Annotated in this window: 19 protein-coding genes; 7 read left to right on the top strand and 12 right to left on the bottom strand. The window is 66.1% G+C overall.

Features of this window, described 5'->3' with window-relative positions:
* Positions 1 to 64 precede the first annotated feature (64 nt).
* A complete protein-coding gene (locus J3A66_RS16025) occupies positions 65 to 478 on the top strand; it encodes a BLUF domain-containing protein (protein WP_056674764.1) in 414 nt (137 codons plus the stop codon).
* 10 nt (positions 479 to 488) lie between these two features.
* Here J3A66_RS16025 and J3A66_RS16020 read toward each other — a convergent pair whose 3' ends face one another.
* From J3A66_RS16020 to J3A66_RS16000, 5 genes are all read right to left on the bottom strand, one after another.
* Positions 489 to 1304 carry an SDR family oxidoreductase gene (locus J3A66_RS16020; protein ID WP_209570544.1) on the bottom strand — a complete coding sequence of 272 codons (816 nt, stop codon included), beginning with the start codon at positions 1302 to 1304 and terminating at the stop codon, positions 489 to 491.
* Between the two features lie 10 nt (positions 1305 to 1314).
* The gene (locus J3A66_RS16015; RefSeq protein WP_056674761.1) at positions 1315 to 2079 is read right to left on the bottom strand and encodes an SDR family oxidoreductase; all 765 of its coding nucleotides are present in this window, start codon (positions 2077 to 2079) and stop codon (positions 1315 to 1317) included.
* 35 nt (positions 2080 to 2114) lie between these two features.
* Complete coding sequence (locus J3A66_RS16010; protein ID WP_209569960.1) at positions 2115 to 3194, bottom strand: phosphotransferase family protein; 1080 nt, start codon at positions 3192 to 3194, stop codon at positions 2115 to 2117.
* A complete protein-coding gene (locus J3A66_RS16005) occupies positions 3191 to 4273 on the bottom strand; it encodes a Zn-dependent alcohol dehydrogenase (RefSeq protein WP_107045377.1) in 1083 nt (360 codons plus the stop codon). The genes J3A66_RS16010 and J3A66_RS16005 overlap by 4 nt, the downstream gene beginning before the upstream one ends.
* Before the next feature lie 123 nt (positions 4274 to 4396).
* On the bottom strand, positions 4397 to 5680 hold the full coding sequence (locus J3A66_RS16000; RefSeq protein WP_031394444.1) for an acyl-CoA dehydrogenase family protein: 1284 nt from the start codon (positions 5678 to 5680) through the stop codon (positions 4397 to 4399).
* Positions 5681 to 5836: 156 nt separating this feature from the next.
* Here J3A66_RS16000 and J3A66_RS15995 point away from each other — a divergent pair, with 156 nt between their 5' ends.
* Positions 5837 to 7066 (top strand): TetR/AcrR family transcriptional regulator, encoded by a 1230-nt coding sequence (locus J3A66_RS15995; RefSeq protein ID WP_056674755.1) that lies wholly within the window; start codon positions 5837 to 5839, stop codon positions 7064 to 7066.
* Between the two features lie 64 nt (positions 7067 to 7130).
* Here J3A66_RS15995 and J3A66_RS15990 read toward each other — a convergent pair whose 3' ends face one another.
* From J3A66_RS15990 to J3A66_RS15980, 3 genes are all read right to left on the bottom strand, one after another.
* The gene (locus J3A66_RS15990; protein ID WP_243845553.1) at positions 7131 to 8453 is read right to left on the bottom strand and encodes an MFS transporter; all 1323 of its coding nucleotides are present in this window, start codon (positions 8451 to 8453) and stop codon (positions 7131 to 7133) included.
* Between the two features lie 79 nt (positions 8454 to 8532).
* A complete protein-coding gene (locus J3A66_RS15985; RefSeq protein WP_209569958.1) occupies positions 8533 to 11712 on the bottom strand; it encodes a TonB-dependent receptor in 3180 nt (1059 codons plus the stop codon).
* Positions 11713 to 12406: 694 nt separating this feature from the next.
* Positions 12407 to 13021, bottom strand: coding sequence for a glutathione S-transferase family protein (locus tag J3A66_RS15980; protein ID WP_209569956.1), 615 nt, complete (start codon positions 13019 to 13021; stop codon positions 12407 to 12409).
* A 77-nt stretch (positions 13022 to 13098) separates the two neighbouring features.
* Here J3A66_RS15980 and J3A66_RS15975 point away from each other — a divergent pair, with 77 nt between their 5' ends.
* The 5 genes from J3A66_RS15975 to J3A66_RS15955 all read left to right on the top strand — a co-directional run bounded on the left by J3A66_RS15975 (position 13099) and on the right by J3A66_RS15955 (position 18424).
* Complete coding sequence (locus J3A66_RS15975; protein WP_209569953.1) at positions 13099 to 14667, top strand: class I adenylate-forming enzyme family protein; 1569 nt, start codon at positions 13099 to 13101, stop codon at positions 14665 to 14667.
* On the top strand, positions 14664 to 15440 hold the full coding sequence (locus tag J3A66_RS15970) for a thioesterase family protein (protein ID WP_209569951.1): 777 nt from the start codon (positions 14664 to 14666) through the stop codon (positions 15438 to 15440). Before J3A66_RS15975 ends, J3A66_RS15970 begins: the two co-directional genes overlap by 4 nt.
* 148 nt (positions 15441 to 15588) lie before the next feature.
* Positions 15589 to 16239 (top strand): hypothetical protein, encoded by a 651-nt coding sequence (locus J3A66_RS15965; protein WP_209569949.1) that lies wholly within the window; start codon positions 15589 to 15591, stop codon positions 16237 to 16239.
* Positions 16240 to 16323: 84 nt separating this feature from the next.
* Complete coding sequence (locus J3A66_RS15960; protein ID WP_031395033.1) at positions 16324 to 17043, top strand: response regulator; 720 nt, start codon at positions 16324 to 16326, stop codon at positions 17041 to 17043.
* 52 nt (positions 17044 to 17095) lie between these two features.
* Positions 17096 to 18424, top strand: coding sequence for a HAMP domain-containing sensor histidine kinase (locus J3A66_RS15955; protein WP_192141761.1), 1329 nt, complete (start codon positions 17096 to 17098; stop codon positions 18422 to 18424).
* 42 nt (positions 18425 to 18466) lie between these two features.
* Here J3A66_RS15955 and J3A66_RS15950 read toward each other — a convergent pair whose 3' ends face one another.
* From J3A66_RS15950 to J3A66_RS15935, 4 genes are all read right to left on the bottom strand, one after another.
* A complete protein-coding gene (locus J3A66_RS15950; RefSeq protein WP_031395035.1) occupies positions 18467 to 19756 on the bottom strand; it encodes an MFS transporter in 1290 nt (429 codons plus the stop codon).
* The gene (locus J3A66_RS15945; RefSeq protein WP_245336843.1) at positions 19756 to 21825 is read right to left on the bottom strand and encodes a M3 family metallopeptidase; all 2070 of its coding nucleotides are present in this window, start codon (positions 21823 to 21825) and stop codon (positions 19756 to 19758) included. Before J3A66_RS15945 ends, J3A66_RS15950 begins: the two co-directional genes overlap by 1 nt.
* Positions 21826 to 22020: 195 nt before the next feature.
* Positions 22021 to 22239, bottom strand: coding sequence for a hypothetical protein (locus J3A66_RS15940; RefSeq protein ID WP_159512369.1), 219 nt, complete (start codon positions 22237 to 22239; stop codon positions 22021 to 22023).
* Positions 22236 to 22970, bottom strand: coding sequence for a Crp/Fnr family transcriptional regulator (locus tag J3A66_RS15935; RefSeq protein WP_031394876.1), 735 nt, complete (start codon positions 22968 to 22970; stop codon positions 22236 to 22238). Before J3A66_RS15935 ends, J3A66_RS15940 begins: the two co-directional genes overlap by 4 nt.
* Positions 22971 to 23028: the final 58 nt, after the last annotated feature.

The following is a 23028-nucleotide window of genomic DNA, read 5'->3' as shown; positions in this document are numbered from 1 at the left end:
CGGGTTAACCCGGTCTTCGTAAACTCCCGTTAGTCCCGCGCGATCATTCTCCGGGATCATCGGCATGCAGCGCCTTCTCTATATCAGCACGTCGCGTAGCCGTGTGACACAGCCAGTCATCGACGAGATCCTGCGGGTCTCGCGTCGCAACAATGCCGCCGCGGGCGTGACCGGTCTGCTCATCGCTGGCGGCAACAGGTTTCTCCAGGTGCTCGAAGGCGATGATCTCGCCGTGTCGCGCACCTTCGATCGCATCCAGCGCGACGACCGGCATTTCGCGATGGTGCAGCTCGCGAAACAGACGATCACCGAGCGCAGCTTCGGCAGCTGGTCGATGGGATTTGCCAGCGGCGCCGCGCCTGGTGGTGGCGCGGCGTCGCCGGCCGCCACGATCGCGGCGCTGATCGCACCGATCGAGGACCCGACGCTACGCGGCTATTTCACCGGTTTCGCCGACCTCCATCTCTCAGCCGCCTGAGCGGACCGCCTCAGGCTGCGGTCTTGCCGTAATCCTGTCGCGTCACGGGATGGCTCGACGACAATCCGCCATCGACCACGATCGCCTGACCATTGACGTAGCTTGCGTCATCGGAGGCGAGGAACACCGCGACCCGGGCAAGCTCCTCGGGCTGCGCGCCGCGGTGGAGCGGGTTGAGGCGGCCGACGCGGTCCATCTTGTTGGCCTCGCGCGCGTAATCGAACACCGGCTTGGTCATCCCCGTCTCGGTCAGCCCGGGGCAGATCGCATTGACCCGGACGTTCGCACCCGACAGCTGCTGCGCTGACACCGCCGCGAGGTTGATCACTCCCGCCTTGGACGCGGAATAGGCCGGCGACCCTGCGCCCGACCGTAACCCGGCGACACTCGCGGTCAGAACGATCGCGCCGCCCCTGCCCGTCTCGGCCGCGTGCGCGACGATCCGTGGTGCCGCGTGCTTGATGGCGAGGAACGGACCGATCAGATTGACCCGCAGCACCTCGGTGATCAGCGCGACGTCGGTGTCGAAGAGATTGGCCATGCCGCCCGAAATTCCGGCATTGGCGAACAGCACGTCGAGCCCGCCATAGGTATCACAGGCGAGCGCGACCATGCGGATCACATCCTCCTCCTCCCCCGCGTCGACGCGGATCGGGGTGGCGATGCCGCCGGCCTGGCTGATCAGATGCGCGGTCTCGTCCGCACCCTCGGTACGGTCCGCGACGACGACACGCCCGCCCTCCGCCGCGAACAGCAATGCCGCCGCGCGGCCGATGCCGGATCCTGCGCCGGTGACGATGATCGACCTGTTCTCGAACCGCATGATGCCCTCCCCTTTAGATCGTGACGCCGCCGTCGATGACCAGCGTCTGCCCGGTCATGAAACGGCTCGCGGATGCAGCGAGAAACACCACCGCGCCCGCGATTTCCTCAGGTTCACCGATGCGTCGCAGCGGCACGCGGGTATTCGCCGCCGCGATCCGCTCGGGATCCTCCCACAGCACGCGCGCGAAGTCGGTGCGGATCAGTCCGGGGGCGATGCAGTTCACGCGGACACCCGACGGGCCGAACTCGACCGCGAGATTGCGTGCCAACTGCATGTCGGCGGCCTTGCTGATGCAATAGGCGCCAATGACCGGCGATCCGCGAAGCCCGCCGATCGAGGAGATGATGATGATGCTGCCGTCGCGCTGCTCCGTCATGCCGGGGGCGACCATCTGGACCAGCCAGTGGTTGGACACGATGTTGTTGTCGAGGATCTTGCGGAACTGGTCGTCGCCGATCCCCGCCTGGGGCCCGTAATAGGGGTTGGAGGCGGCGTTGCAGACCAGCACGTCGATGCGGCCGAACGCGCTGCGAGTCGTGTCGACGAGATGCTGGAGCGCCGCCTTGTCGGCGATGTTCGCCGCGACCGCGATCGCGCGGTCCTCGCCGTAGCGCGCGTTGATCTCCGCCGCGACGGCATCGCACGCCTCCTGTTTCCGGCTGGAGATCACCACCCTCGCGCCATGTGCCGCCAGCTCGAAAGCGCTCGCCCTGCCGATCCCGCGCGACGATCCGGTGATGATCGCGACCTTTCCGGTCAGGTCGAATTGCGTCATGCCCTGCCTCTCCCCTTCCGCCTGCGGGACATGCGTCACGCGCCCGCCTTCACCGCAAACCCCCACGCCGCATCTGCCAGCGCGTGCACCTTGGCGACCGTCGCTTCGGCCTGCGCGCTCGACGCGGTGCCGTCGATGATCCGCTTCTTGATTCCCTGGACGATCCCAGTGAGACGGAAGAGGTTATAGGCGAAATACCAGTTCAGATCCGGCACGCCGTCTCGCCCGGTCGCGGCGCAATAGCGCGCGACGACCTGCTCGATCGTCGGAATCCCGGTCTCCGGACCGGTCAGGCCGAGCACCCCCGACCGGCCTTCGGGCTCGGTCACCCAGCTCATCAGCATGTAGGAAAAGTCGGCGAGCGGATCGCCGAGCGTCGACAATTCCCAGTCGAGCACCGCGATCACCTTCGCGCCCGCGCCGTCCGTTGCATTGGCGAAGATCATGTTGTCGATGCGATAGTCACCGTGGACGATCGACGTCCGCGTCTGGTCGGGCAAGGTGCGCGGCAACCAGTCGATCAGCCGCTCGACCGACTCCATCCGCTCGGTCTCCGCCGCGCGATATTGCTTGGTCCAGCGCCCCACCTGCCGCTCGAAATAATTGCCGGGCTTGCCATAGGATGCGAGCCCCGCCGCCGCGTAATCGGTGTTGTGGAGCGCGGCGAGCGCGTCGATCATCCCGTCATAATGCGCGCGGCGCTCGGCGGGCGTCGCACCCGGCATCGCGCCGTCCCAGATCGTCCGCCCTTCGACCATCTCCATCACATAGAATGGCGCGCCGATGACGTCGGGATCCTCGCACAGCCCGTACGGCCGGGGCACCGGAAAGCCCGTCGGATGAAGCCCGGCGATCACCGCATATTCGCGCTCGACCGCATGCGCCGAGGGCAGGATCGGCCCGAACGGCTTGCGGCGCAGGACATAGGCGCGCGCCGGCGTGTCGAGCCGATAGGTCGGATTCGACTGGCCGCCGGCGAACTTGGCGTAGCGCAGTGGCCCGGCAAAGCCTTCGACCGACTCCGTCATCCATGCCGTCAGACGGTCGAGATCGAGCCGGTCCCGCTCGCCGACCGGGATCGTACCGACCATCGTGCTGGCTGCGTCGCCGCTCATGAAAAGGTAATCACGCTGCGCGTCGTGTCGCCGCGGCGCAATTCGTCGAACGCGTCGTTGATCCGTTCGAGCGGCATGCGGTCCGCGATGATCGTGTCGAGATCGAGCAGCCCGCGCATGTAGAAGTCGACGAGCCGCGGGATGTCGACCGGGAACCGGTTCGACCCCATGAACCCACCCTGGAGCCGCTTGCCCGACAACAGGTCCATCGCCGACAGCCCGACTTTCTCGCCCAGCGGCATCATCCCCAGGATCGTCGCTGTCCCACCGCGCCGCAGCACCTTGACCGCGGTCGCCGCCGACTGCGTCCGGCCGACCGCCTCGATCGCATGATGGACGCCGCCCCTGGTCAGCGCGACGACCTCGTCCGCGGCAGTCTCGGACAGCGCGTCGAAGCTGTGCGTGGCCCCCAGCTTCTCCGCCATCGCGCGCTTCTCGGGCACCGGATCGAGCGCGATGATCTTTCCCGCACCCGCGATCTTCGCAGCGTTCACCGCCGCCAGCCCGATCCCGCCGCACCCGACCACGCACACCGTCTCGCCCGGCGTCACGTCGGTCGTGTTGAACACCGCGCCCGCCCCGGTCGTGATCGCGCAGCCGAGCAGCGCCGCACGGTCCATCGGCATGTCGCGGTCGATCGCGACACAGGCATGTTCGTGCACCAGCATCATCTCGGCATAGGCACTCAGGTTCAGCATCTGCGCGATCGGCCGGTCACCCAGCATCAGCCGCGGCGGCGCGCCCTTCGGACGCCGCACCGAGCTGTCGACGCAGAGCGCCATGCGGCCAGTCACGCAGAACTCACAGTGGCCGCAAAACGCCGACAGGCAGGTGACGACATGGTCGCCCACCTTGACCATGGCGACCTCGTCACCGACCGCCTCGACGACGCCGCACGCCTCGTGCCCCGGAATGGTCGGCATCGCATGCGGATAGGCGCCGTCGACGAAGTGCAGGTCGGAGCGACATACCCCGACCGCGACGGTACGGATCAACACCTCGCGCGGACCCGGCTTCGAGACGGTGACGTCCTCGATGCTGAGCGGCGTATTCGCTTCGAAAAGGACTGCGGCTTTCATGGGTGGTCTGGCTCCAGATTTGGCGGGCGCGCAATCAAAAATGCCGTTCGTCCTGAGCGAAGTCGAAGGACTGGCTCGTTCGGGGCATGTCCTTCGACTGCGCTCAGGACGAACGGGACAGGGTCAGCGGCTCACGCCGACATCCCCGCTCGACACGCCGCCTTTGCGAAAATCACCGTATTTGCCGAACTCGTTGCGTGCGATCGACCGGTTGTGGACCTCGTCGGGACCATCGGCGAAGCGCAGCGTCCGCATTGCCGCCCAGTCGTGCGCGAGCCGGAAGTCGTCCGACACGCCACCACCACCATGCGCCTGGATCGCATCGTCGAGGATCCTCAGCGCCATGTTCGGCGCGGCGACCTTGATCATCGAGATCTCGATCTGTGCGGATTTGTTGCCCGCCTTGTCCATCATGTCCGCGGCCTTGAGGCAGAGCAGCCGCGTCATCTCGATATCAATCCGCGCGGTCGCGATCCGCTCCTCCCAGACCGAGAAGTCGGCGATCCGCTTGCCGAACGCGACACGGCTCAGCAGCCGCTTCGCCATCGCCTCGATCGCGGTCTCCGCGACGCCGATCGTCCGCATGCAATGGTGGATACGGCCCGGCCCGAGCCGCCCCTGCGCGATCTCGAACCCGCGCCCTTCGCCCAGCAGCACGTTCTCGACCGGCACGCGGACATTCTCGAGCACGACCTCGCCATGCCCGTGCGGCGCGTGGTCATAGCCATAGACGGACAGCATCCGCTTGATCGTCACGCCGGGCGTGTCCATCGGCACCAGGATCTGGCTCTGCTGCTGATGCCGCGATCCCTCGAAGCTCGTCTTGCCCATGACGATCGCGATCTTGCAGCGCGGATCGCCGACCCCCGACGACCACCATTTCGTCCCGTTGATCACGTAGTGATCGCCGTCGCGGACCATCGACGTCTCGATATTGGTCGCATCCGACGACGCCACCGCAGGCTCGGTCATCAAAAAGGCGGACCTGACCTCGCCGCGCATCAGCGGGCCGAGCCACGCCTCCTTCTGCTCGCGGGTTCCATAGCGATGGAATACCTCCATATTGCCTGTATCGGGCGCCGAGCAGTTGAAACATTCGCTCGCCCAGCTGACCTTGCCCATCTCCTCGGCGCATAACGCATATTCAAGATTGGTCAGCTGCGTCCCCTCGAACACGAAGCTGTCATCGACGTGAGTCTGCCCGGAATGGGGGGGCATGAAGAAATTCCACAGCCCTGCGGCTTTGGCCTTTTCCTTCATCTCCTCGATCACCGGAATCACCTTCCAACGCTCGCCATGGTGGGCCTGCGCGTCGTAATCGGCCTGACGCGGGCGGATATTCTGATCGATGAAGTCGCGCACGCGATCTCGGAAATAGGTCTCTCGGTCGCTGAAGCTGAAATCCATGCGGGCTCTCCATCGGTCCACGGTCTGGCGGTCGATTAGACCATACCGCGTATTCGGTAAAGCATCCCGGAGCGCGCCGAAAGCCGGTTTTCCGCTCGGCCACGAAAGCGCCTAAAAAGCACTGTAACTTCAAATCGAAGCTGTTAGGGTATTTTGATGAAGGTTCCGGCAGAGGCGATCGAAGACGGCGAACAGGGCACGAAGCGCTTCCGTGCCAAGCGTGACGCCATCCTCGCCGCAGCCGCAGAGGCGATCAACGAGCAAAGCGCCAAGGGCATGACCTTCGCGGACGTTGCGCGGCGGGTCGGGCTCAACACGACGAGCGTTACCTATTACTTCAAGCGCAAGGAAGACCTTGCCGCCGCCGCGTTCGAGAACACGCTCGATTATCTGCTGCGGATGCTCGACGAGGCGATGGTCGAGGCGACCCCGCAGGCGCGCGTCGCCCGCTATCTTGCGCTCAACATGGCGCGGCTCGGCCGGATCCACCGCGGCGAGGAAAAGGCGTTCGCGGTCCTGTCCGATCTGCGCGCCACCGAAGATCCGATCCGCAGCCGGCTGATGAACGGCTGGCGCGAGGTTTTCCGCCGCACCCGCCTCCTCTGGGGCCCGTCGACCGGCCGCGCACAGACCGACATTCAGAGCGCGCGCGCGCACGTCCTGCTCGAAAATACCTTCTGGTTGCCGATCTGGCTGACGCGGTACGAGCCGGACCAATATGCCCGTGTCGAGGCGCGGTTGATGGACGTGTTCGCGCACGGCATCGCCGGGCCGGGCGCGCGCTGGGCGCCGACGCTGCTCGATCTCAGCCATGACGATGCCGAGCCGGGGCGCGAGGCGTTCCTGCTGGCGGCGACGCGGCTTATCAACGAACTCGGCTATCGCGGCGCGTCGGTGCAGAAGATCGCGTCCGAACTGAACGTCACCAAGGGCAGCTTCTACCACCATCTCGATGCCAAGGACGATCTGGTCATCGCCTGCTATCGCCGCAGCTTCGATACGATCGCCGATGCGCAGGGCCGCGGTGAGGCCGAGGGCGGTAGCTATTGGCACAAGCTGTCGAGCACCGTCGCGACTTTGCTCGACGTCCAGTTCGCCGAGCGCGGTCCGCTGCTCCGCACGACCGCGCTCAGCGGCCTGCCGCCGAGCGTCCGCGACGCGATGGTCGAGCGGTCGAACGGGATCGCGCGGCGCTATGCGGGGATGATGATGGACGGGATCGGCGAAGGCTCGATCCGCGCGGTCGATGCGCTGATCGCCGCACAGGCGCTGATGGCGGTCCAGAATGCCGCCTTCGACATGCGCAAATGGGCGTCGACCATGCCGCGCGAGCGGGCTGTGGCGATGTATGCCTCGACGCTGATGTACGGCCTGTTCGACGATTGATCGGCAGAGGATCGGCGGGGACCGGCACAGGCTGACTGCCGCGCCGCTCCCCGCCCCCGACGTCTCAGGCCGCCGCGAGCGCCGCCTGATCCTCGGCGCGCTTGAGCAGCACGCCCGCACGCCAATAATGATAGAGCGCCCAGGGCGTCATCATCACGATGATGACCAGCGCATAGCGTAGTGATTCCTCGCCAAAGGTCGGCTTCAAGAGGTCGCTCAGCCACCCGACCATCGTCGGACCAAGGCCGAGGCCGACGAGGTTGATGACCAGCAACGTGATCGCCGCCCACATCGCACGGGTCTTCAGCGGCGCGAGATGCTGGATGAGCGCGAAGCTCGGCCCCAGGTACGAATTGGCGAAGATCAGATAGACGAAATAGCTGCCGATCGCGATTGCGGGCACGTCGATCAGGTAGAAGGCCAGCGCGAAGGGCAGTGACAGCCCCTTCATGACGAGCACGACCCAGCTCTGCACGTGAAGGCCGTGGCGCTTGGCCAGGACGTCGGCGATCTTGCCGCCGGCGAGCGCCGAGATTGCCCCGAACAGCGCCCCCGGCAGCGCGATGTAGCGCGACACGTCGAGCATCGAGATGCCCAGCGATCGCTGCATGAAGCTCGGCCCCCACCCCGTCAGCGCGTACCCGATCATCGAGGTCAGGGTCACGCCGACGACAAGGTGCCGCGCGGGCGCGCTCGCCCACATCGAGGCAAAGCCCTGCGCGACGCTCGGCATCGGCGCCGGCGCGGCGACCGGGCCGGCGTCGGACAGGCCGCGACGCGGTTCGACCATGAACAGCCGGACGAGCACCGCCAGCGCGATACCGGGCAGCCCGACGGTCATCATCGCCACCCGCCAGCCATAGCTGTGTGCGACGACGCCACCGATCAGCGTCCCGAACCCCGCCCCCAGCACCACGCCGAGCGAATAGACCGCCATCGCACCCGCGCGCTTTTCGGGGGGATAGAGATCGGCGATGATCGAATGGCTGGGCGGGCTGGATCCGGCCTCGCCGATCCCGACGCCGATGCGGAACAGCATGAGTTGGGTGAAGTTTTGCGCCAGACCGCACATCGCGGTCATCGCGCTCCAGATCGTCAGGCTCACCGCGATGATGTTGCGGCGGCTCGTCCGATCGGCCAGTCGCGCGACCGGGATGCCGAGCGTGGCGTAGAAGATCGCGAACACCAGTCCCGAAAGCAGCCCGAGCTGCGTGTCGGTCAGCACGAGGTCCGCCTTGATGCGTTCGAGCAGGATCGCGAGGATCTGCCGATCCATATAGCTGAAGAAATAGGTGAGCGTGAGCAGGGTGAGCGTCAGGCCGCGGCGCTTCATGGCCAGGGAATCGGCGATGTCGGAATGCGTCTTCAACGCTGTCGCCATGGTCATCCTCTCGTATCGTTGCTGGCCTTGCGACCCTGTTGGGACCGTACCCAATCGTTGAAAGCAAGGCCAGCGCCGAGAGCAATCAGAATTTTTGCGACAAACCGAGTTTTGCGGTGAACCCGAGCGGCGAGGCGGTGAACGGATCGTAATTCTGATCCAGCCGCGCGAAGGGCGGCGCGCGGTCGAAGATGTTGAGCGCGGACAGCGACACCGTCGATCCTGTCGGCAGCGCGATCCTCAACGTGGCATCCATCGTCTTGAACGCGCCGATCTCCTTGCCGCCCGTCACCGATCCGCCGGCCAGTGCACCGAAGTTCGGCCCGAAGATCGCCGCGCCGCGCTGATCGGTATAGCCATCGATATAGTTGAACTGCACGCGCAGGCTGGCGACGTCGTAATCACCCTGCACATACCAGTTGCCCTTGATCTCGGGCACCGGATAGGCGGTCGTCTGGTAGTTGAGCAGGCCGACACCGTCGAATGCGGGCTGCACGACGATCCCCTCGACCGTCACGTCCTTGGTCTTGTAGTCGATGACATAGGTGCCGGTCGCACCAACGGTGACGGTCGCCAGCCCGAGCTCGCCTCGGAAGCTCGCCTGGACGTCGAGACCGGAAGTCGTGACATTGGCGCTGTTGACATAGACGGTGCGCAACCGCTGGACATTGCCGACACCGCAGCCCGCACCGGTGAAGGTGAAGCGCTGCTGGAGCGCGGCAAAGGCGGCATTGCCGCAATTCGCCGCGCCGCTCGCACCGAACAATGCGTTGACGATGCCCTGTGTCGGCTCCTGCTCGATCGGCCCCTTCAGGTCGTACCGGAAATAATCGACGCTCGCGTTGAACCCGCCCGCGTCGAGGATCACGCCCCCGCTATAGGTCGTCGCCTTTTCAGGCTCAAGGTCCGGATTGCCGTTGATGTCGACCGCGCGGAACGAGGTGCCGATGATCTGCAGCGCGGTCAGATTGCCTTCGAGCTGCTGCGCGGGCGGTCCACGAAACGTCGTTCCGGCCCCGCCGCGCAGCGCCAGCCACGGCGCCACCTGGATGCGCAACCGTCCCTGCGGATTGAAGGTCGACCCGACATTGCCGCCATAATCCTCATACCGCGCGGACAGCTGGGCGTTGATCGCCTCGAGGATCGGCAATTGCAACTCGGCGAACAGCGCCTTCACGTCGCCCACCGAGGACGCGTTCCGGTTGGTGCCGAGGAAGCCCAGCGCACCCGTCTGCGGCGTACAGGTCGCACGCGGATTGAGCGGGGTCCCCGGGCAGGGATTCACCGCCAGATTGCTGTCGGCATTATAGTTCACGGCATAGTAATTGCGCCGATACTGGCCGCCGATCGCAAAACCGACATCGCCACCGGGCAGTCGCAGCCCGGTCCGCCCACCGAGCACGAGGTCGCCGACGAACAATTGCGTGTTGTAGACGGTGCGCGTCGTGCGGAAGAAATTGTCGACCGTCGCAATGTCGTTGACCAGCCCCGCACCGGGCGCGGTGCTGAGCCCGTTGGTGCCGCGCGACCCGGCATAATTGGGGTTCACCTGACCCGTGACCGGATTGGCCGCCACCGCGGTCGAGAACGGGTTGAAGAAGGTGCAGCCATTCGTTCCGGCAAGCGAAGCGACCTGCGCGGCGGTCAGCCCGGCGCGCGACGCGGTGGTCGCATAGGCGCAATTGGGGCCACCAAAGCCCGCGATCGCGTTCTGCAGCAGGTCACCGAACGTGTCGGTCCCCTCATTCTCGCGGACATATTGCGAATAGGTCCCGCTCGCGGTCAGGTTGATCCGATCGGTGACCTCCCACGACAGGTCCGCGGTGAAGCGCATTTCCTCGGACTGGCGCTTGGAGAATGCCGATCCGCGGTCATTGTCCCCGCCCCGCATGACCGGATTGCCACCGAGCAGTGCCGGACGGAAGAGCACGGGGAAGGCGAGCGCGGGTGCGAGCGGCGTGCCGTTCGCGGTCAGGCAGCCCGCCGCCGCACCATAGACCTGGCAATAGTCGCGCAGTGCCGGTGCATAGGTCGGCACCTGGAAGAAGCCCGCACCGCCGCCCGCCGCATTCGCCGATGGCGGCAACGTCGGCAGATAGGTCGGCGACGTCGTGATCCGGGTCGAGGTCGCTCCATAAAGCGCGGTCGCGGTGAACTGCAGCGAACTGGTGAGGTCGATCGCGACCTCGGCATAGGCCTGATACCGGTCCTCCGGCTCGACGAGATTGCCGAACTGACCGTAATTGTTGAAGCATCGATCGGTCGGCACCGCGATCGTCCCGACCGCGGTCGGCGTCGGTGTCGTCGAGCCCGCGACGCTGCGGAATCCGCCGAGCGATTCACACCCCAGATCGCGAACGAAATTCACCCCGTTCGACACGCCGTTCGCGCCATAGCCGGTGAACAGACGCCCGCTGACCGGGTCGAGAAAGGGGACGGTCGCGTTGAAATCGAGGTTGCCGGGATTGCCGCCGCCGGTCCAGCCGCCTTGCGGGTTATTGGCATAGGGCTGGATCGTGAAGTCCCGATCGGTCGTTCGGAGCTCCGACCGATGCTGATAGCCGAACGACGCCAGCATCCGCACGCCGTTGCCGCTGTGGCCATAGCTCATGGCCGTGCCGTAATCGCCCTTCGACCCGTCGATATAGCGGTAGTCGCCCGACACCAGGAAACCCTGCTGGTCGGTACGCGTGATGAAATTGACCACGCCCGCGATCGCGTCCGAGCCATAGGTCGCGGCGGCGCCGTCCTTGAGCACCTCGACACGGCCGATCGCGGCCGAGGGGATCAGGTTGATGTCGACGATCGGAATACCGCCCCCGACCGGGACCAGCCGCTTGCCGTTGAGCAGCACGAGCGTGCGTTGCGGCCCCAGCCCGCGCAGATTAACCGACGCGACACCCTCATTGCCCTGACTGCGGCTGTCGAACTGGTTCGCGTCGCCGGTCACGCCGTTCGAGGTCGGCAGGTTCTTGAGCAGTTCGACCGCGGTCGGCGCGCCCTGCTTCGCGAGTTCGTCGCCCGAAATCACGTCGACGGGTGCGGCGGCATCCTCGGACGACCCGCGGATCAGCGAGCCGGTGACGATGATGTCGGCATTCTCGGACTGGGCGGCGGCAGACTGCGCGGGGGTCGCTGTGACCTGCCCCGCTCCCGTCGTTCCCAATGGTTGTGGATCACCCCCGATCTGCGCTGCCGCCGGAACGGCAAGGGCCCATGCAAGTACGAAAAACGCGGACGCGACGAAATAGCGCTGCTTGGCCACATCACTCTCCCCTGTTCGGCCGAAGCACTTTGGCCCGTACCGCATCATCGAATAGATTCTTCTACGCCTTACGCGTCAAGCAAGAAAATCGTAGCATATTGCTACTAATCCCTGCCAATACTGTCATGTAGACGGCTTTCGCCAGTTCCGGATCGGCCAGAACCATTTTTCGATCTTGCGATAATGACCCCGGGGAGAGGGCCTTTGCTGCAGCGGTCCGACCCTAAGGAAACCAGCCGCCGCCGGCCTTCAAGCGCCGCAATCAGATCACGCCAGATGATGACGCAAAACGGGCCAGCGCACGCGACGTCAGGTCAGGTCGCACAATGCTCGCTGATGCTGGGGTTTCAGGAAGGACGGCGGAAGGTACGGCCTCGCCGTCCTTCCGCCTTATCCCCTCTCCAAACTCGTCGAGGCGGCGACCTGTTGGACTGCCTGCCTGATGATGCCGAGCACTGCGCGAGTGCTTCGAGGCACAGCCACCCTAAGTCCGTCTCTTTCCGAAACTGAACATCAGGTATGGGCAGCTATTGGCATGATTCGCCGGGGGATGCAAAGGGAAGTTCGGGCGCCGTCGCGGATGGCGGACTAAAGTCGGGGATGCCGGCCTGAGAGCCCTCCGACCACGTCCGGCCGGTCCGGGGCACGCGCCTGGCGCCTTGGCTTGGGGCTAGGACCTGGGACGCCAGCGGCGCTAGGCCTGCGCGCTGGGGCGGCCTGACGCACGATCGTGCCAGGCCCTGAGATGCCCCAGCTCGTCCGGGATGGGAATGCCGACGAACGCGGCGAAATCGATCGTCGTCAGCAGAACGATGTCGGCAATGGTATAGCGCACCCCGTCGAGCCATTCGGTGTGCGCCAGCGCAGCGTCGAACTCGGCCATGGCCGCCCGGACACGCGGCCGCTGGGTTTCGCCAAATTCGGTATATTGCGGCTTCACGATCCGCGCCGTCCAGGGATGCGTATGCTGCCACACCAGCGACAGCGGCGTCATCAGCCGCAATTCGACCCGCCGCGTCCACATGTCCACCTCGGCGATATTGTGCGCGCCGTGCCCGAACAGCGGGGGCTCCGGATGCAGCGCCTCGAAATATCGACAGATCGCGACGCTTTCGGTCAGCACGCGACCATCGTCGAACGCCAGCGCAGGCGTCTGGCCATAGGGATTCACCGCGAGGAACGGCGCCGCCTTGTGCTCCGCCTTGGGTATCGACACCTGCACCATCGGGATGCGCACCTGCTTTTCGGCGAGGAAGATCCGAACGCGGCGCGGGTTGGGCGCCGGCGAGGCACTGTCGTAGAACAACATCGGCTGATCCTTTCGCGAGTCGTCTTTTCGAATATCGCGTATGGCATTCGCCGCACACTTCGCCTAGCCACGCGGATATGACGATCGCCTCCGATTTGCTCGCTACCGGCTTCGCGACTCTGCCGGATCTCATCCGCGCCCATGCCCAAGAACGCGGATCATCGACCGCCATCGCGGATTCGCAGGGCAATATCGACTATGCGAGGCTCGATCGGACGATGGACCGCGTCGCGGCGGCGCTGCAACGAGACGGCATCGCCGCGGGACAGGCGATCGCGATCGTCGCCGCGCCGTCGACCAGCTATCTTTCTGTTTTCCTTGGCGCGGTACGGGCCGGCTGTGTCGCGACGCCAATCGCGCCGTCGGCAACCCCCGCGGCGATCGCGGCGATGATCGCGGACAGCGGCGCGCCGATCGTCGTTCTCGACGAGGCCATGGCGCAGGCTCTGGCGGACGAACGCATCACCGCGCGGACCCTGCTGATATCGGATGCCCACCTGCCGCCCCAGGGGCCGTCCGGCGACGCCGAGCTGTTGGAGCGCTGGCTCGCGCCCGATGGCGCACGCCCCACGCCCGTGGCGATCGCGCCTGGCGATGCGTTCAACATCATCTACTCGTCGGGCACGACCGGCACGCCCAAGGGGATCGTCCAGAGCCATGCGATGCGCTGGGCGCATATCGCCCGCAACAGCGCCGCGGGGTTCGACACCGCCATCACGATGATCGCGACGCCGCTTTATTCGAACACCACGCTGGTCAGCGTCCTGCCGACGCTCGGCTGGGGCGGCAGCGTCGTGCTGATGGGCAAGTTCGATGCGCCCGGCTATCTGACGCTCGCAGAGCGCTACCGCGTAACGCACACGATGCTCGTCCCGGTCCAGTATCAGCGGATCATGGCGCTCCCCGATTTCGACGCGTTCGACCTGTCCGCCTTCCGCTTCAAGACGAGCACAAGCGCGCCCTTCTCCGCCGCGCTGAAGGCCGACGTCGTCGCACGCTGGCCAGGGCTGCTCGTCGAGTTCTACGGCATGACCGAAGGCGGAGCGAGCTGCGCGCTCAACGCGACCGCGCATCCGACCAAGCTGCACAGCGTGGGTCAGCCGATGCCGGGGCACGAGATCCGGCTGATCGACGATGAAGGTGTCGAGGTGCCGCCGGGCGAAATGGGCGAGGTTGTCGGCCGCTCGCCTGCGATGATGAACGGCTATCACGGCCGCAGCGCTGCGACGCGCGACGCCGAATGGTATGATGCCGAGGGCAACCGCTATATCCGCCACGGCGATGTCGGGCGGTTCGACGAGGACGGCTTTCTTATCCTGATGGACCGCAAGAAGGACCTGATCATCTCGGGCGGGTTCAACATCTACCCGTCCGATCTCGAGGCGGTGCTTGCCACACATCCCGACGTCGCCGATTGCGCGGTCATCGGCATGCCGTCCGAGGCATGGGGCGAGACTCCGGTCGCGGTCATCGTCCCGCGCTCGCCCGAGGCTAACCCGGCGGATATCATGGCGTGGACCAACGCGCAGCTCGGCAAGACCCAGCGCCTGTCGGGCATCCATTCGACCAGCGAACTCCCCCGCAGCGCGATCGGCAAGGTGCTCAAACGCGAACTGCGCGATTCCCTGACGGGGACGGCGGCATGACCAGTCTGCGACAGGCGATCGAGGCGCTGCAGCCGATCGAGGGCGGCTGGCGCGGGACCGTGCCGGACAATTGGCTGCAGGGGCGCACCGCCTATGGCGGGTTCTCGGCCGCGCTCGCGCTGCATGCCGCGCAAATGTCGGACACCGACCTGCCACCGCTCCGCTCGGCGCAGGTCGCGTTCATCGGCCCGCTCTCGGGCGACATAACGATCCGCGCGACGCGGTTGCGGCGCGGCCGCAATGCCGCGTTCGTCCAGGCGGACGTCGAAAGCGCGGCGGGGCTCGGGCTGCGCGCGACCTTCGTCTTCATGGGGCCGATCGCCTCGCGCGTCGACCACCACACCGGCACCGCGCCCGCCTTCGCGGTACCCGACGCCGACACCGCGACCTATCGCGGCCACAGCGCGGTCGCCTTCTCGCGCAATTTCGATCTGCTCGACCGCCGCGACGACAGCGTCGGCCCCGCCGAATGGCTGCGCTGGGTCCGGCTGGCGGATCGCGACGGGCTCGATCCGATGGTCGAGCTGATCGCGGTCGCCGACTGCCTGCCTCCCTCCGCGCTCAAGCTGCTCGGCGGGCCGGCACCGCTCAGTTCGATGACCTGGCTGCTCAACATTCTCGGCCCGCAACCGGTGACGCAGGATGGCTGGTGGCTGCTGCGCGCGACGACCGACTATGTCCGCGACGGCAGTTCGAGCCAGACGATGGCGATCTGGAACGCGCAAGGCCTGCCGATCGCCGAACAGATGCAGAGCGTCGCGATCTTCGCCTGACGGCCACGTCAGGTCGGCCGCGCGCGAATGTGACGTGCACGATACAGATTGCGACAGTTTATCCGTCACCTGACAAAGCGTCGCGACAGCCGATCGTCATAACCGGGACATTCGATGGGGATCAGCCCCGTCCGACCGGAGATACGCGATGCGCAAGACCCTGCTCACGCTGGCGCTGACTGCCAGCAGCTTTGCCGCCACGGCATGCGGCGCACAGTCCGCCCCCGCCGACCGCGCCGACGCCGCCGCCACCAGCGCCGCCAACCGCGCCGCGCTGCAGACGACCATCGCCGGCCAGACGCAGGCGGCGCCCGAATCTCGCCCGCGCGGTCCCGGCCCGCAGCGCGCAGGCCGGATGCGCGGCGGGCCGATGATGCAGGCTGACACCGATCGCGACGGTGTCCTCACCCGCGCCGAAGTCGTCGCGCAGGCCGAGACCCAGTTCGCCCGGTTGGACGCCGACGGCGACGGCATCGTGACCGCGGCCGAACGTCAGGCGGCACGCGAAGCGATGCGCGACCGTCGCGAGGCCCGGATGGCGGCACGCGGCAAGACGCTCCCGCCCGAGCGTGCCGGCATGGCGGACGGCAGGAAGGGCCAGATGATGCGCGGCAAGCGCGGCGGCGGTGACGGCGTGCTCACGCGGGCCGAATTCATCGACCGTGCCGGGCAGCGTTTCGACCGGATGGACGCCAATCGTGACGGACGGCTCGACGCGAGCGAGCGGCCGGATCGCCGTGCGATGCGCCATGGTCGCGGGCACCGGATGGACCGGCCGGGCGGCGATACCGATCAGTAATCCGCCCCCCTGCCCCTGCGTGCCGGACGGTCTGCGATCGTCCGGCGCTTCCTTTGGACACGCACCATGCTAGACGTCGCCCCCATGGGAGACATGCCGCATCTGTTGCTCGTCGATGACGAGCGTTCGATCCGCGAGCCGCTGGCCGCCTATCTGACCAAGCAGGGATTTCGCGTCACGCAGGCGGGCGACGCGGAGGCCGCGCGGACGCGGCTGACCGCCTATGCGATTGACCTCGTCATTCTCGACATCATGATGCCGGGCGAGGACGGGCTGAGCCTGTGCCGCCACATCGCCGCGACCAGCGACGTGCCGGTCATCCTGCTGACCGCGCGCGCCGAGGAAACCGACCGGATCGTCGGGCTGGAAATGGGCGCGGACGACTATGTCGTGAAGCCCTTCTCGCCGCGCGAACTCGCGACGCGCGTGAAGGTCGTCCTGCGCCGCGCCACCGCGGGCGGCGCACGTCAGCATGCGCCCGAGGCCAATTCCTACGCCTTTGCCGGCTGGGTGCTGAAATCGGGCGAACGCGCGCTGGTCGACCGTGAAGGCGTGTCGGTGCCGTTGTCGACCGGCGAGTACAACCTGCTGCTCGCGCTCGTCACGCGACCGCGCCAGGTCCTGACCCGCGACCAGCTGCTCGATCTGACCCAGGGGCGCGAGGCCGCCGCGTTCGATCGCGCGATCGACAATCAGGTCAGCCGGCTGCGCCGCAAGATCGAGGCGGATGCGAAGACGCCCGAACTGATCAAGACGGTCTGGGGCGGCGGCTATACGCTGGCGGCAGAGGTCATCCGCCTGTGATCACGCACCCGTGACGGCGTCCCGACCCTGGCCGCGCAGTCTGGCAGGGCAGATGGCGCTGCTGATCGCACTCGCTCTGTTCGTCGCGCAGGCGATCAATTTCGGGCTCATCCTTCGCGACAGGACCGAATTTCGTCTCGCCCAGGCGACGCGACCGGTGGCGACGCGGATTGCCGATGCGCTCGAACGCGAGGCGCATGCCGGGCGACCGCTGACCGCCGACCGCGGCCGGGTCCGTCGACTGGCGACCAACCCGATCGCCCCGTTCGCCTATCAACGGCATCCGGAGGTCGCGGCGGAACTCCGTCGCCAGCTTGCCGACCAAGGGCTGACGGTGGGCCGGATCGATACCGGTCTGCGCCCGGTTTCCGACGACGATGCAGAGCCCCGGCGGCGGAAGGGTCTTCGCAACACCAACCGGCAGGGTGATCGACAGGGCGACCGGCAGGGCGGAACGCTGGTGATCGCGGTCGAACAGCCGGGCCGCGGGTGGCTGGCGATCACCGCGCCGTGGCCGCAGCCGGGCTGGCGGCTGCTGTTCGCACTGTTGAGCCAGACCGCGATCCTGTACGTCATCGTGCTATTGCCAGTGCTGTGGATCGTCCGGCGGATGTCGCGCCCGTTGCGCGATCTGCGCGCTGCGGCGGAGGCGTTCCGGCCGGGTGAGCCGGGCATCGCGCTGTCGGTTCGCGGCCCCGACGACGTCGCCGCGCTGGTCGCCGCATTCAACGCGCTGCGGCTGCGCGTCACCGCGATGCTCGACGAGAAGGATCGGATGCTCGGTGCGATCGGCCATGACCTGCGCACGCCGCTGGCAGCACTGCGTGTCCGCATCGAGTCTGTCGAGGACGACACCGATCGCACCCGGATGGCAGACACGATTGCCGAGATGAACCGCACGCTCGACGACATCCTTTCGCTCGCCCGGCTCGGCCGCCCGAGCGAGCCACCGACCGATGTCGATCTGGCGGCGCTGGTCGACGCGGTGGTCGAGGATTTCCGCGATATCGGTGACAACGTGACGTTCGTCGAGGCGGGCCGACTGCGGATGCACCTGCGGCCCTCGCTGATCCGGCGTGCGGTTCGCAATCTGATCGAGAATGCGGTCAAATATGGCGTGTCGGCGGAGGTCCGCGTCGAGGCGGACGCGCGTCGCGTCGCGATCATCGTCGCCGATCAGGGACCCGGGATCCCCGAGGATCGCATGGGCGACGTCTTCGACGCGTTCACCCGGCTTGAAACGTCACGCAATCGCGAAACCGGTGGTATCGGACTGGGCCTTGCGCTCGCCCGCGCCATCATCCGCGAGGCCGGCGGCGAGATCCGCCTCGTCAACCGCACGGGCGGCGGCCTGGACGCGATCATCGAACTCCCGCGCTGACCGGTCTTCCCCCTCCCCACCGGAGAGGGGGACAATGCTCGCCTAGTCCTCGACGATCTGGCTGTTGGTCCGCGTATCCTTCATCCGCAGATACACGATCAGCGACACCGCGATCATCCCGGTCACATACCAGTAGAAGCCGCGCTCGAACCCGGAATCCTTGAACTTGAGCGCGACATATTCGGCGGTCCCGCCGAACAGCGTGTTCGCGAGCGCATAGGGCAACGCGACGCCCAGCGCACGGATATGCGCAGGGAACAGCTCGGCCTTCACGACCGCGTTGATCGAGGTGTAGCCCGTCACGATCAGCAGCGCCGCCATGACGAGCAACCCGGCATAGACCGGGTTGGTCGCGGTCTCGAGCGCGGTGAAGATCGGATAGGTGAACAGCACGCCCGCAATGCCGAACGCGATCATCAGCGGCTTGCGCCCGACCCGGTCCGAAAGACCACCCGCAATCGGCTGCAGCAGCATGAACACGAACAGCGTCGCGGCATTGATCTGGCTCGCCACCTCACGGCTGAAGCCGCTCGTGTTCACCAGGAACTTCTGCATGTAGATCGAGTAGGCATAGAAGGCGAGCGTACCGCCTGCGGTCAGCAGCATCACCGTCATCGTCTCGCGCGGATGCTTGGTGATCAGCTGGAGGAAGCCCGACTTGGGCTTGCCGTCGCCCGCCTCGGACTTGGCATTCTCGAAGCTCTGCGTTTCGGCCAGCCCGCGACGAATATAGAACACGACCACGGCCAGGACCGCACCGATCGCGAACGGAATGCGCCAGCCCCAGGAATCGAGTGCCGCCTCGCTCATCGTCGACTGCAGCACCAGCAGCACGCAGATCGCGAGCAACTGTCCGGAGATCAGCGTGACATACTGGAACGACGAGAAGAAGCCGCGGCGATCCTTGCCTGCCATTTCGGTCAGATACGTCGCCGACGCGCCATATTCACCGCCGACTGACAGCCCCTGCATCAGGCGTGCGATCACCAGCATGATCGGCGCGAACACGCCGATCGTCTCGTATCCCGGCGTGCAGGCTATGATCAGCGAGCCTGCGCACATCAGCGTGACCGCGACGGTCAGCCCCGCCTTGCGGCCGTGGCGATCCGAATAGACCCCCATGATCCACGCGCCGATCGGCCGCATCAGGAAGCCGACGGCGAAGATCGCCGCCGCGCTCAGCAGCTGCGCGGTGCGATCCGTCGACGGGAAGAAATGCGGTGCGAAGTAGAGCGTGAAGGCGGAATAGACGTACCAGTCGAACCACTCGACGAGATTGCCGGTCGATCCGCCGATGATCGCTTTCAGGCGAGTTTTCTGATCGGGGGCCATTATTTCGCGTCCTGTGCGGCTTGAGTTGGGGCAAAGCCGCGCTTCTTGAGCAACGCGTTCACATCCGGGTCGCGACCGCGAAAGGCGCGATACGCCTCGGCACGATCGGTCTCGTTACCCGTCGACAGCAGCAGCCTGGCGAACTTGTCCGCGGTCGGCCTGTCCCAGGGGCTGCCCGCCTCCTCGAACGCAGCGAACGTGTCCGCGTCCATCGTCTCGGACCAGAGATAGCTGTAATAGCCCGCCGAATAGCTGTCGGACGAGAACAGATGCTGGAACTGCGGCACGCGGTGCCGCATCACCAGCTGCTTCGGCATGCCGATCTCGGCGAGCGTCGCAGCCTCGAATTTGTCCGGGTCGATCACGCCATTGGCCACGGTGTGGATCTTCATGTCGACGATTGCCGACGACAGATATTCCGCGGTGGCAAAGCCCTGGTTGAACGTCCGGGACTTCTCGATCTTGTCGAGCAGGTCCTGCGGCATCGCCGCCTTGGTCTGGTAATGCCGCGCATATTTGTCGAGCACGTCGCGAGTGAGCAGCCAATGCTCGTTCACCTGGCTCGGATATTCGACGAAGTCGCGCGGCGTCCCTGCAAGGCCCGGATACTGGACGTTCTGCAGCATCGCATGGATCGCATGGCCGAATTCGTGGAACAGCGTCTGCGCATCGTCAAGGCTGATCAGGATCGGCTCGCCAGGTGCGCCCTTGGCGAAATTGTTGTTGTTCGACGACAGCACCAGCTGCGCCGGGGCCAGCCCGCGCTGCCCGCGATAGGTGTTCGCCCAGGCGCCCGAGCGCTTGCCGGTCCGCGCGAAATCGTCGCGGTAGAACAGCCCGACATCCTTGCCGGCCTTGTCCGTCACGCTCCACACGCGCATGTTCGGCTCGAACACCGGAACGGTACCGGTGATCTCCTTGAAGTTCAGCCCGTACAGCCGGTTGGCGGCGTAGAGCGATCCCTGGATGATGTTGCCGAGCTCGAAATACGGCTTGAGCTGCGCCTGGTCGAGATCGTAGCGGCTCTTGCGGACCTTCTCCTGATAGAAGCGGTAATCCCAAGGCTCGATCGTCAGCGACGCGCCGGCGACCTTCTGCATGTCGGCGACCTCTTCGGCGACGCGCCCCTTGGCGGCGGGCCAGACACGCATCATCAGGTCCATCGCCGCGGCGGGCGTCTTGGCCATCGTGTCCTGCATCCGCCAGTCGGCATGCGTCTTGAACCCGAGCAGATGCGCGCGGTCGGCACGCAGCTTGACGATCTGCGCGATCGTCGCGTTCGTGTCGTTGGCATCGCCGTTATCGCCGCGATTGACGAACGCGCGCCACACCTTCTCGCGCAGGGCGCGGTCGGTGGCGTAGGTCAACACCGGATCGACCGCCGAGCGCGTGTTGACGATCGCGAAGCCCGGCAGCTTGCGCTCGGCCGCCGCGGCCTTGGCGACCGCCTTCACGCTGTCGGGAAGCCCGGCCAGCTGCGCCTCGTCGGTGACCGAGATCGCCTTGCTCTCGTCGGCAAGCAACTTCTCGCCAAAGGTTGAGAACTGCGTCGCGAGCTGCTGGTTATACTGAGAAAGCTGCGCCTTCTGGGCATCGTTCAGTTTCGCGCCCTGGCGCACATAGCTGTCATAGATCCGCGTCACGAGCCGGATCTGCTGCGCGTCCAGCCCACTCGAGTTGCGCGCGTCGTAGATCGACTGGATCCGCGCAAACAGCGGCTTGTCGAACGTGATGGCATCCGACGCGGCGGAGAATTTGGGCGACCATTCGCGGTCGAGCTTCTGATAGGCGGGCGTGTTCATGTTGCCCGTCATCACGCCGAACAGCGTCATCACCTGCCCGTAGCGCTTGCCCGCAAGCTGCATCGGCACGATCGTGTTCGCGAAGGTCGGCTTGGCCGGGTTATCGGCGATCTTGCGATATTCGGCGGTGCGCTCGGCGAGCGTCGTCTCGAACGCCTGCGGGAACAGTTCGGGGCGGACCTTGTCCCAGGGCGGTACCCCGCCGGCGGGGCCGGTCCAGTCGGCAAGCAGCGGATTGGCGGAGGGCGCGACCGCGGTCTGCGCCATGGTAGATGCTGACGCCATCAATGCGGCTGCACTGATTGCGAGGGGTAGAAAATGCACATGGTTCTCCCGGACGATGTTGACGCCATCATAGAGACAATGTGCAGATGCGGAACCCCGCGTGCCGCGGCGGCACCCCCCGGCCCGCGCTGGCAGGCCGTGTCCAAGGCGCCGAAGGACCGGTCAGGCTGCCCGGGACTAGACGTCGTCAGACGCCTCTGAATGCCCATCCATAGCGTTTGAAGGCGGGGTCTGCTGTTCAGCCAAACGTGCCGCCTCGATCAGCCGGCGGCCCGTTTCGGCCGCCGCCGCGGGCGTCATCGCGATCGCCAGGCCATTGGGACCATCGAGCGTCACCTGCCCCTGCTCGGCCGCCGCTACGCCCGGCTCATCCTCCGGCTTCAACCTGTCGTTCATGCAAAGGCTCCGGCGGGGGTGGCGCTCGTCCCGTAAAGATAGTCGGGCTGAAATTCACCAACACTCGCCAGCCCGGCTGGATCCATGATCTCGACGGTATTTGCCCGGAATGTCACCAGCTTGCGCTCTCGCAGCAAGCGCAGCACGCGATTGACATGGACGCCGGTGATGCCGCAGGCCTCCGCCAGATCGGGCTGGGTCATCGGCAGCGTGTAGCAGCCGTCCTTCGCCAAGCCGACCATCGCCAGTCGTGCGTAGATCTCGCAGAACAGATGCGCCACGCGGCCCTCGGCGCCGAGCCGCCCCATCCGGAAAATCCATTCGCGGTGCATCGCTGCATCCAGCAGCGTGCTGAACCAGAGCCGCTGCGTCAGATGCGGATGCCGTTCCGTAATCGTCTTCAGCGTCGCATGGTCGAACGTCGCGACCTTTACCGGCCCCAATGTGGCGACGTCATGATCCAGCCGCTTCATCGGGAAGGCGTGAAGATCGACAAAATCCCCCGGGATATGGACGGCGACGAGCTGCCGCAGACCATCCCGATCATCCATGTAACGGCAGATGAACCCTTCGAGCAGCAGGGTGCTCGTCTGGACGGGCTGGCCGGCACGCACGAGGCGATGGCGCGGCGGCAGCGACCTTACCTCGGCGACGCTGTCCTCCAGGATCTGCTTTTCCTGTGCGCTCAGGTCCTCGCGGCCTCGGCCCAGCAAAAATTTTTCCGTCAGCATGCCTGTTTCCCCACCGCAATACCGCGCACGTGACGCGCTCATCAGCGGATTCATATTG

Source organism: Sphingomonas sp. PvP018 (genome assembly GCF_017876865.1).
Taxonomy (GTDB): Bacteria; Pseudomonadota; Alphaproteobacteria; order Sphingomonadales; family Sphingomonadaceae; genus Sphingomonas; species Sphingomonas aerolata.
Note: the sequence above shows the minus strand (reverse complement) of the source record. Positions and strands in the feature narration are given on the sequence as shown.